Here is a 9,835-nt window from a genome sequence, read left to right on the forward strand (position 1 = left end):
GCTCAAAAAAAACGCGGTCCCTATTTGGGCGGTTCCCACGCACACGGCTCGGTCCACCGACCCACGGCTTTGCGTCGGCCCCCGGGCCCCCCCGATCCGCGGTATTTGCGGGGTCCGCGGCCACCGAGGTCCGGCGACACAGTCGTATTGCGCCTACTGGGCCAGGAACCCGGCGGTGGTCGTCACGAACCGCTCGGCGTCGTCGAGCCACGGGTGATGCCCGGCCCCGGGCTGGACGACGAGCCCGGCCCGGGGGAACAACGCGGCGAACTCGGCGACCGCTTGGGGCGGGGCACCTGCGTCGAACTCTCCGGCCAGCAGCAGCACCGGGGGCGCGAAGCGGGCGAGGGCGGCGCGCATGGCGTCCGGGTCGAAAGCGCCGTCGGCGCCGAAGGCGGCCATGACGTCCGGCCTCATCCGCTCCTCCGCGGCGGCGTGATGAGCGCGCGCGGGTTCGTCCCAGCGTCCGTAGGAGAACGGTGCGACCGCCCGCCAGTCGTCGTCGCCGCCTCGACCCGCCGCGATGGCCTCCAACGCCGCGAACGCGGTGGGGAACCAGGGCTCGTCACGGCGAAGGCGCGCGGTTGTGAGCCGGAGGTCCCCGGTGATCGGGATGCCGACGGCCCTGACGCTGGGGGTGACCAGCACCAGCCTGCGGACGCGTTCGGGGTACCGGGCGGCGTACTGGACGGCCGGGTTCGCCCCGGCGCAGTGGGCGAGCAGGTCCATGCGCTCGAGCCCGAGGTGCTCGCGCAGGGCCTCCACGTCGTCGACGAGCCGGTCGCACCGGCAGGAGGCGAGGTCGTCGGGGACCTCGGAGCTGCCGGTGCCCCGCAGGTCGAGTCTGATCAGCCGGCGGTGTGCGGAGAGACCTCCGAGGTCCCCCAAGTAGGCGGAGTCCGTCGGTCCCCCGGGCAGGCAGACCAGGGGATCGCCGTCACCGGTGAAGTGGTGGGCGAGCCGGGTTCCGTCGTACGCGGAGAAGAACGCTGGGGTCACAGACATGGCGAGGATCCTTTCGGCGGATGTTCAGGACAAGTGCCGCCTCTGCACGGCGGCTTGGCACGTGCGGATCAGCCGCGTGGGTGCGGGGCGCCGGCACCCGGCGCGCGCGGCACCAGCCCGTCGTCCCACCGCGGCAGCAACTTCACCGGAACGGTGATCCGGGCCGCCGCATGCGCCCGTGGCGCGAGCCGTCCGTCCTGCTCGGTCCGGGGGCGGTCGCAAATGACACCGGGGGGCGACCAGGGCATACCGGTGGTGTCGTCGAGAGTGAGGAGTCGTTCCGAGACGACGTTCGAGGTCGTCTCCGCGGTGACGTGCATGAAGGTGTGGCCTTTCGGGATGCCTACGGGCGCTCCCAATGCCACCTACGTCAGGCGGACCGCACAGCCACGCGGGAGGAGAGCACCCAGCTTGCAACAGCGTTGATGGGTCTCACCTCCTCGGTCGGTCTCGGGCACGGGTGACGCTATCAGGGCCGGCACCCCGGGGAACAGACCGCGAGCGGGCTCGGCGGCAAGAGGCCACCAGCGGGAAGTGGTGTGACCCACACCCCAGGAGAGCATCGAAGGGTGGCCTTGACGTGCAGGATGTTCCGCATGACCCTGAATGTGGATGACAGTAATCATCCATCCCTGCGGCCGGATCACGGTGACCGTAACCACCTTGACTGGTGATGCCCCTCGTGCGAGCGTCGACAGCAACGAGAACCGGCGCACCCCCGAGGATTCCCATGCGCATGCCCAAGCTGCTCAAGACAGCCGCCGTGGCCGTGGCCGTGGTCGCCATCACCTGCGGATGCTTCCTCCAGGTCTTCTGAGGACGACACGAATTTCAGGTGCCGACACCCGAGACGAAAGGTGCGCGAAGAATGCCGAATCCACGAAAGACCCGCACGATACGGTCCCTGAGCGCGGCGGCCGGTGTTGCCGCCGCCCTCATCGGCGGCCTCGTCGCCGCCCCACTCGCGTCAGCGGCCCCATCGGCCCCTGGCGCCGCACACGACGCCCCTTCCCGTACGGAGATCCTTGGACTGGTCGCCCGGCAGACCCAGTCCGCATCCGTCGATCTGGGGAAGAAGGGGCTCAGCCTGGGCGATCAACTCGTCATCGCCGAAGACATCTACCGTGGCGGCAAGAGGATCGGCGACCACAGCGTGGTCTGCACGTACGTCCACCTCGAACCCGGCGCGCTGCAGTGCGTGGGAACGTTCGCCCTGCCCAAGGGGCAGATCAGCGGGCAGGCTCTCCTCCACCTGCCGCCCGCCGCGTCCATCGACATCCCCATCACCGGGGGTTCGGGCGCCTACGACACAGCGCGCGGCTACGTCCACACCGTCGCCGCGGGCAAGACGGAACGGCATCTCACGTTCCACATCGTCCACTGATCGCCGAAGCGACCCGGAAGCAAGGGATGCGGCTCATGTCGAAGACCACCGTGAAACTCACCAAGGCACCGGAGACCACTGCCGTCACCACGGCCGTCCCGGACGCGGATGCCGCTGCGGCGGCCCGCCGGGCCAGGTTCGGAGCGCTCCCCGAGCGCGTCCGTCCGGAGGACACGACCGAGGTGATTCCCCTCATAGCGAGGTACCCCTCGCAGGACCACTACGACCACGAGAAGTGGCTCACCTGCCGTTTCGTGTAGGCAGCGGTCCCGTCTCCCGGCCCTGATCTGCCGGGGAGCCGGTTGCATGGGACTCGGCAGCCCCCTTTCCGGGCCGGCCACGCGATGCCGGGAACGGAAAATGGAGGCATGGCCTCTGACAACGTCGAACGCAGCGGATTCGTCGAGGCGTCAGCCGAGGGCCGGGAACTCGAGTTGAAGGTTTCCGCCGATGAATCGATGTGGGTGGATGTCCCGCACACGGCAACTCGTGACCATTTCCGCACGCATGCAGGTCCGGCGGTCCCGGGGGGGCATGGAAAATGCGCGCCACGTCGTGGAAAACGAGTGCCACTGACGCGGTTCGATCCGCCGGGAGAGCGATCGCCCGCGATGTCGAAATCCAATGGGGAAGTACACTCGACGGACGCCCCGGAGACATCGCGCCGAGGGAGTCCGTTCCGGCCGTTGAAGGAGGGTACTGGTGGAAGACCGGCGATCGGCAGGCATCGCGAACTCCGCGCCGAGCCGTGAGAGCGCCATCACGTACCGGGCCGGTATGAGGCTGACCGCCGAACAGGCACAGGCCTCCGAGCGGTTCTTGCATCAGGAACGCGGACCGTTCCGTGAGCGCGGCCCGTTCTCCCACCTCACGCGCCTGGCCGTCCCGCATTCCGCGACTTCCGGCGGATTTCGCTTCAATGCGAACGGCCATCTCATCGCCGGCCTGCTGTCCGTCCAGGTCTATTGCGATTCCCTGACCGGGGTGTCGGGAAACAACCTCGAACGGGATCCGATCGTCGCCGATCTGGTGACCTCGGGCTGGATCGAGTTCACGGGCGGAAAGAAGACGCATCACATCGGGCCCGGGCAGATCTGCATTCGCGACACAAAAGCCTCCTGGAGTTTTTCCTGCTCGCCGGCCACGACGGTTCGCGTCATCTCCATTCCGCGCCAGCTTGTGATTCCGCACATCGGATCGGTCAAGGCTCTCGGCCAGGCGTACACAGTGGACGCCAAAACCCCTGAGATTCAATTTCTCATCAATTTCCTCGAGGCGATCAAAAGGAGCAGCAGCGAACTGGAGGCGTCCACCGCCGCGCAAGTCATGGCCCGGGACGCCTGCGCGACACTGTTCTCACGCATCATCTCGGAGCGCACCGATTCGGCCCTCGATGACCACCCCAGGGCCGTCGTGATAGCCGCCAAGAACGTCGTCGAGAAGAATCTCGAACTTGACGACCTCTCTCCGGCGATGGTCGCCCGGAGCGTGGGAGTGTCCCTCCGGACGCTGCACCGGAGCTTCTCGGCGTCGGACGACTCCGTGATGGCGTTCGTTCGGCGGCGGCGCCTGAAGAAGGCGCACGACGAACTCCTCGAACGGGGCAGCACGACCGGGATCGCGGAGATCGCGACACGCTGGCATTTCTCGGATTCGAGCCACTTCATCAAACACTTCAAATCAGTCTACGGAGCCACGCCCGCCGCATACTTGAGGGATCAGAGAAGCGGTGGCTCCTGATGCCGACCGATCATTCATCGCTCATCGCTCATAAGTGCCGTACATGGTCGCCCGCGCGATCGCGTGCGTGAACAGGAGGAAGTCCATGAGGGCGGGGGTCGTCGCCTCAGACACATCCAGTTCTTCCACGCCGACGGCGTGCACCACGAGGAAATAGCGGTCCGGGCCGTTTCCCGGAGGCGTCGCCGGACCCAAATACCTTCGGTGACCGGCATCGTTGACCAGTGTCACCGCACCGCCGGGCAGATCGCGTCCGTCTCCGGCCCCGGCCGGAAGGTCGGTCACGGAGACGGGAAGATCGGCCACCGCCCAGTGCCAGAAGCCCGAGGCGGTGGGCACGTCGGGGTCGAACATCGCGACCGTGAAACTGCGCGTCCCCTCGGGAAATCCGGACCAGCTCAGCTGCGGTGAGATGTCCGACCCACCCGCTCCCAGGATGCCGCTCACCTGCTCGCGGGCCAGTGGCCCGCCGTCGGCCACGGACTCCGAGGTCAAGGAGAAGGTGCTGATCGGCGGCGTGAAGTCGTAGGGGCCATAGGGTTTGATCATTGACGATCCTTCGCATCCCCCGTGTACCGCGGTACCGGACAGGTCACTTGCACAGCGCGGCAGCCGTCACCCAACGCTATGACCCGCATTACCGCACGGCAATTCGGGTCCGGCCCTTCTCACCTGCGACCGGCAGGCACGAGAGCCGCCGGGCTCCGGATGCGCGGCGACCGCGGCCGCAGGAACCTGGTGGTATCCGAAGCGGAGCGGCAGCCGCGAAAGTGGGGCATGCGTCATGCAGATGCGAGCAGCTCGGATGTACGGATACCAGGAACCCCTTCGAATCGACGAAGTCCCCGTACCCGACCCGGCGCCGGACGAGATTCTGCTGAAGGTCGCCGCGACGGGCATGTGCCGGAGCGACTACCAGCTCCTCGACGGCTACTTCAAGGCACCTTTCCCGGTGGACCTCCCCTACATCCCCGGTCACGAGGTCACCGGTCGCGTGGCGGGAATGGGCAGCGGCGTACCGAAGACGGCGGGCTACTCGGAGGGCGACATGGTCGTCGTCAACCCCAGTTGGGGAGACGGCACGTGCCGGCAGTGCCGCGAGGGGAACGAGCAGTTGTGCAGCGGCAACGGCCGCTGGGTGGGCTTCGGCCCGCCCGGAGACTTCGCCGAGTACATGGCCGTGGAGTACCGCCAGGCCATTCCGGTCTCGGAGGACGCCGCGAAGACGCCGGAACTCCTCGCCCCGATGACCGACGCGGGAATGACTCCGTACCGCGGGATGAAGAAGCTCCGGGACGCGGGCAAGCTCGGGCCCGGCCGCACCGTCGCGGTCACGGGCATCGGCGGTCTGGGCAGCTATGCGGTCCAGTACGCGAAGCTGCTCGGAAGCGGGGCGACCGTGGTGGCTTTCGCGCGCTCCGACAGCAAGCTGGACGTGGCCAAGGAGAACGGCGCGGATCACGGGATCAACGTCCGGGACAAGTCCGCCGAGGCCATCCAGGACGAACTGGAAAGGCTCACCGGTCGCAGGACGGTGCACGCCATTCTGGACTGCGTCGGCAGCGAGGCGTCCATCTCCATGGGGTTCGACCTGCTGGGCCCCGAAGGCGCGCTGGCAGCCGTCGGCCTCATGAGCCACCACGTCGAACACCGCCAGTTCCCCTTTGTCGGGACGGAACTGTCCTATCTCGGTTCCTTCTGGGGCAACCACCTTGACCTGGTCGAGGTGCTCTCCCTCGCCGAGGCCGGTCTCGTCAGGCACAACGTCACGAAGGTGCGGCTCGAGGACGTCAACGAGAACCTGGAGGCCCTGGGCCGCGGTGACGTCGTCGGGCGCCAGGTCATCGTCTTCGAGTGAGGATCGCGCGGCGGCCGGGAGACGCCGGCGCCGACTGTGCGGGGCCGGCACAACCGCCGGCCCGCGCGACGAACGGAAGCCGGGCTGACCGAACGGTCAGACCTTGTCGAGCCAGAGCACGATGCCGGTCATGTCGCTGAGCACGGCCGCCGCGCCCGCCCTGATGGCGGCAGCACAGCGGGCGGGGGTGAACGAGGCCGCGTCGTAGGTGGAGGACATGCCCAGTCCTTCGCCGCGGAACGATGCACCGGACCAGTCGACCGACGTCACGTTGTGGGTGGGCTCGGCCAGTTCGGCGCCCACGACGAGGAACCGCTGCGACAGATGGTTGGGGGTGACCATCGCGAGGGGGTCGATCAGGTCGTTGCCGGCGCTGACGATGAGGTCGGCGCCCATCTTCAGGGCCCGGCCGGCGGCGGGGACGAGGTCGGAGGGGCCGTCGGCGGTCACCGTCCTGAGGTCGACGTGCTCCGCGTCGGCCCACTCCTTGACCGCCGTCACCAGCTCCTTGGTCGGGCGGTCGTCGCCCGAGGTGAGCAGGACGACCCGGTAGCCCCGGGGCGGGTGGACCTCGCTCCAAGAGCCGGGCCGCGGAGTGATGGTGGCTTCCGGGGCGGGCGGAGCCGCGGGGTCGACGAAGCCGGCACCGAGTGTGCCGATGGCGGTCGGCTCGGGGTGCGGCCGTGACCAGTCGTCGCCGGTGCCGCAACCGGTGACCAGCGCAGTGGCCACGGCCAGCGTGGCGAGGGCGCGAAGCGGGGCGCGCAAGGTGATCGTCCTCCGAGAGGTCCAGGGTGGTGCGTTCCCCATCCTGCTATCCCGATCCCGCCCGCGGTCCCTCGCGGGCGTCGTTCTCGATGTTGTTGTTCGACGGTTCGCCAACAAGGCGCGTCGTGTTCACCCGTGGCATGCACCGTGCACTGGCAACCTGAAGGAGCCAGCCACATGTCACAACGTGTCCGCCGCGTCATCGTCGGGATCACCGCGGCGGTGATCGCATTCCTGTGCCTCGGGCAACCCGCGCTCGCCCACGGGTTCTCATCGACCGTATACGTCAACGTCGCATCGGGCGACGAGGGTCGGATACGGACGAAGCTGGAGCTCGAGTACGACCTGTTCGTCGTCTCCACCGCCGACTACGAGCACGACGACGCACTGTTCAAGTCCGGAACCGCCGCGTTCGACGCGGGTGACGCGAAGGCACAGGCCGCGGCGCTCGACGCCCACGCGAAGTCGGCCGTCGCCTACGTGGCCAAGCGCTTCACCGTCTCCTCCGGCGGCAAGGCCTGCACGCCGAAGCAGGTCGGCGACTTCACCATGGGTCAGCGGGAAGGCGTTCCGTACGCCGATCTGGCGCTCGACTGGACCTGCCCCGAGGGGGGCGACGACCACCAGGTGCACAGCGGCCTGTTCCCGGACTCGGAGGGCTACGTCAAGGGCGTCAAGACGATCGTCACCTACGACGTCGACGGCCGGTCGGGCAGCGCGGCACTCGACGCCGAGCACCCGTCCTTCTCGATCAGCCAGACATGGTACGAGCGGTTCTGGGAGTTCTTCCGCCTGGGCGCCGAGCACCTGCTGACCGGGATCGACCACATCCTGTTCCTGCTGGCGCTGATCGCCGGGTCCCGGCGTCCGCGCGAGATCGTGCTCGCGGCCACGAGCTTCACCCTGGCGCACTCGGTGACGTTCATGCTCGCCGCGCTCGGTGTGGTCGATGTGCCCTCCAGGATCGTGGAGCCCGTCATCGCGCTGTCGATCGCGGTCGTCGCCGGCTGGCATCTGTGGCGGATCTGGCGCCGCCGCGATCACGCGACCGATCTGGAGACAGCGGGCGGCGGTCACTTCAGCCTGGACCGTGCGGGCTGGTCCCGCCTCGGCGTCGTGTTCTGCTTCGGACTCGTCCACGGCCTCGGCTTCGCCGGCGCGTTGGGGATCCAGGCGGCGTGGTCATGGACGCTGCTGTGGTCGCTGCTGGTGTTCAACGTCGGCATCGAGACGGTCCAACTCGCCATCATCGCCATCGTCTTCCCCCTGCTCATCCTGCTCCGCCGCCGCTCTCCGGCGGCCGGCCTGTGGACGACGGGTGTGATCTCGGCGGGCGTCGCCGCGATGGGTCTGGTGTGGTTCGTGCAGCGGGCGTTCGGGCTCTGAGACCGACCCAGGTCTCGTGTGTTGTTCAGACAACTCGAAGATCGCATTTATCTTCCCTTTACCGGTGGCCGAAAGCTTGTTGGTCTCCATTCCATGCACACAACTCGTGCACAAGAGGATCGACACATCATGAGATCGAGCAACTCCTCGCAGGCCTCCGGGCCTGTGCGGCGTCGTGTGGCCACTGGCGCCACGGCGGCATTTCTCGGCCTGTCCGTGGCCCTCGGCAGTGGCCTGGCGACCCCCGCCAGCGCCGCTGACGCGTCCACGATCACCGGCATCGTCCTCGGCGTGGGCTCGAACGAGTCGCAGCGCACCGTCACGTGGTACTCCTCCGCGGACACGGCCCAGAAGGTCCAGGTCGTCCCGACCGCGCAGCTCGTCAACGGCGAGTTCCCGGCCGACGCGACCACCTTTGACGCCATCGGCGCGGCGAACATCGCGACCAGCGGCGGCTTCAACCGCCACGCGACGATCACCGGCCTGAAGGAGGGCACGGCGTACTCCTACCGTGTCGGCACCGAGGGCAACTGGTCCTCGGCGTACTCCTTCAAGACGCAGGACTTCGAAGGCGACTACGACTTCCTGTTCTACGGTGACCCGCAGATCGGCTCGTCCGGCGACGTGGCCAAGGACCAGGCCGGCTGGCAGGACACGGTCGACGTCTCGCTGAAGGCCAACCCCAACGCCGAGCTCCTGGTGTCGGGTGGCGACCAGGTCGAGACGGCCAACACCGAGGCCCAGTGGAACGCCTTCCTCGCGCCCGACGGTCTGCGCCAGTACCCGTGGGCCGCCACCATCGGCAACCACGACGTCGGCGGCAAGGCCTACGAGCAGCACTTCACCACCCCGAACACCGACCGTTCGGCCCCGTTCTACTCCAACGGGAACCCGGCGTCGAACACGTCCGGCGGTGACTACTGGTACATCTACAAGGATGTGCTGTTCATCGACCTGAACAGCAACAGCTACAACCCCGCCACCGGCGGCGGCGGCGACGCGGCGCACGTCAGCTACGTCACCGACATCATCAACAAGCACGGCAACGAGGCCAAGTGGAAGGTCCTCGTCTACCACCACTCCATCTACTCGCCGGCCGACCACGCCAAGGACAGCGACAACAAGGCGCGTCGTGTCGACTTCCCGACCACGTTCTCCAAGCTCGGCGTCGACCTGGTTCTCCAGGGCCACGACCACAGCTACTCGCGCAGCTACCTGATCAAGAACGGCGCGAAGGAGAACCCGGCCGAGCAGCCCGGTGCCGCCGATGTCTTCCCCGGCCCCGGCGGTGTCCTGTACGTGACGGGCAACTCGTCCTCGGGCTCGAAGTACTACGACATCACCACGCCGGACAGCAGCGGCACGAGCGGTGCCGGCAACGGTGCGGACCCGCTCAACCCGCAGAACTACTGGTACAACTCGGTCCAGAACCAGGAGCACGTCCGCTCCTACGTCAAGGTCCAGGTGCGGAACGACAAGCTCGTCGTCGAGAACCTCCGCAGCGGCACCTGCGCGGCCCCGAACGCGGCCGTGGAGAAGGGCTCCTGGTGCAACAACACCCCCGCCGACCAGCCCGTGGGCTCGGTCGTCGACAAGGTGACGGTGCACCCGTTCCACGGTGACAAGCAGGACCTCCAGGTCAACGTCCCGAACCCGGCTCCGGGCGAGTTCGGCTGGACGATCGACGGCTACAA

The 9,835-nt window shown here is 67.8% G+C and carries 11 protein-coding genes; 7 read left to right on the forward strand and 4 right to left on the reverse strand.

From position 1 onward, the window contains the following. Positions 1-153 precede the first annotated feature (153 nt). Positions 154-1,005, reverse strand: a complete 852-nt coding sequence (locus tag ACFWVC_RS38020; RefSeq protein WP_384299078.1) for an alpha/beta fold hydrolase — start codon at positions 1,003-1,005, stop codon at positions 154-156. A 68-nt stretch (positions 1,006-1,073) separates the two neighbouring features. Next, positions 1,074-1,325 carry a hypothetical protein gene (locus tag ACFWVC_RS38025; protein WP_384299081.1) on the reverse strand — a complete coding sequence of 84 codons (252 nt, stop codon included), beginning with the start codon at positions 1,323-1,325 and terminating at the stop codon, positions 1,074-1,076. A 353-nt stretch (positions 1,326-1,678) separates the two neighbouring features. Here ACFWVC_RS38025 and ACFWVC_RS38030 point away from each other — a divergent pair, with 353 nt between their 5' ends. The 4 genes from ACFWVC_RS38030 to ACFWVC_RS38045 all read left to right on the forward strand — a co-directional run bounded on the left by ACFWVC_RS38030 (position 1,679) and on the right by ACFWVC_RS38045 (position 4,129). Further along, entirely contained in the window at positions 1,679-1,822 is a 144-nt protein-coding gene (locus ACFWVC_RS38030) for a hypothetical protein (RefSeq protein WP_384299084.1), read from the forward strand. A gap of 51 nt (positions 1,823-1,873) precedes the next feature. Then, entirely contained in the window at positions 1,874-2,389 is a 516-nt protein-coding gene (locus tag ACFWVC_RS38035; protein WP_384299090.1) for a hypothetical protein, read from the forward strand. Between the two features lie 35 nt (positions 2,390-2,424). Then, complete coding sequence (locus tag ACFWVC_RS38040) at positions 2,425-2,649, forward strand: hypothetical protein (RefSeq protein WP_384299093.1); 225 nt, start codon at positions 2,425-2,427, stop codon at positions 2,647-2,649. A 442-nt stretch (positions 2,650-3,091) separates the two neighbouring features. After that, positions 3,092-4,129, forward strand: a complete 1,038-nt coding sequence (locus ACFWVC_RS38045) for a helix-turn-helix domain-containing protein (RefSeq protein ID WP_384299100.1) — start codon at positions 3,092-3,094, stop codon at positions 4,127-4,129. Between the two features lie 21 nt (positions 4,130-4,150). Here the strand turns inward: ACFWVC_RS38045 and ACFWVC_RS38050 are convergent, their stop codons facing one another. Beyond that, positions 4,151-4,678 carry a YbhB/YbcL family Raf kinase inhibitor-like protein gene (locus ACFWVC_RS38050; RefSeq protein WP_384299107.1) on the reverse strand — a complete coding sequence of 176 codons (528 nt, stop codon included), beginning with the start codon at positions 4,676-4,678 and terminating at the stop codon, positions 4,151-4,153. Between the two features lie 256 nt (positions 4,679-4,934). Between ACFWVC_RS38050 and ACFWVC_RS38055 the strand changes: the two genes are divergently transcribed. Beyond that, positions 4,935-5,987, forward strand: a complete 1,053-nt coding sequence (locus tag ACFWVC_RS38055) for an NAD(P)-dependent alcohol dehydrogenase (RefSeq protein WP_384299114.1) — start codon at positions 4,935-4,937, stop codon at positions 5,985-5,987. Between the two features lie 96 nt (positions 5,988-6,083). Here the strand turns inward: ACFWVC_RS38055 and ACFWVC_RS38060 are convergent, their stop codons facing one another. Continuing rightward, entirely contained in the window at positions 6,084-6,755 is a 672-nt protein-coding gene (locus ACFWVC_RS38060) for a hypothetical protein (protein ID WP_384299122.1), read from the reverse strand. A 177-nt stretch (positions 6,756-6,932) separates the two neighbouring features. Between ACFWVC_RS38060 and ACFWVC_RS38065 the strand changes: the two genes are divergently transcribed. Both ACFWVC_RS38065 and ACFWVC_RS38070 read left to right on the forward strand, forming a co-directional pair. After that, positions 6,933-8,141 carry a HupE/UreJ family protein gene (locus tag ACFWVC_RS38065; RefSeq protein ID WP_384299129.1) on the forward strand — a complete coding sequence of 403 codons (1,209 nt, stop codon included), beginning with the start codon at positions 6,933-6,935 and terminating at the stop codon, positions 8,139-8,141. Positions 8,142-8,270: 129 nt separating this feature from the next. Continuing rightward, positions 8,271-9,835: fibronectin type III domain-containing protein (locus tag ACFWVC_RS38070; RefSeq protein WP_384299133.1), on the forward strand; the 1,565-nt coding region annotated here is incomplete at its 3' end.

The sequence above is a fragment of the Streptomyces sp. NPDC058691 genome, from assembly GCF_042714775.1.
Taxonomy (GTDB): Bacteria; Actinomycetota; Actinomycetes; order Streptomycetales; family Streptomycetaceae; genus Actinacidiphila.

Bases quoted from the DNA above. Each gene is read 5' to 3' on its own strand.
- ACFWVC_RS38030 (WP_384299084.1), top strand. From the start codon at position 1,679: ATGCCCCTCGTGCGAGCGTCGACAGCAACGAGAACCGGCGCACCCCCG.
- ACFWVC_RS38040 (WP_384299093.1), top strand. From the start codon at position 2,425: ATGTCGAAGACCACCGTGAAACTCACCAAGGCACCGGAGACCACTGCC.
- ACFWVC_RS38055 (WP_384299114.1), top strand. From the start codon at position 4,935: ATGTACGGATACCAGGAACCCCTTCGAATCGACGAAGTCCCCGTACCC.
- ACFWVC_RS38065 (WP_384299129.1), top strand. From the start codon at position 6,933: ATGTCACAACGTGTCCGCCGCGTCATCGTCGGGATCACCGCGGCGGTG.
- ACFWVC_RS38050 (WP_384299107.1), bottom strand. From the start codon at position 4,678: ATGATCAAACCCTATGGCCCCTACGACTTCACGCCGCCGATCAGCACC.
- ACFWVC_RS38025 (WP_384299081.1), bottom strand. From the start codon at position 1,325: ATGCACGTCACCGCGGAGACGACCTCGAACGTCGTCTCGGAACGACTC.
- ACFWVC_RS38020 (WP_384299078.1), bottom strand. From the start codon at position 1,005: ATGTCTGTGACCCCAGCGTTCTTCTCCGCGTACGACGGAACCCGGCTC.
- ACFWVC_RS38035 (WP_384299090.1), top strand. From the start codon at position 1,874: ATGCCGAATCCACGAAAGACCCGCACGATACGGTCCCTGAGCGCGGCG.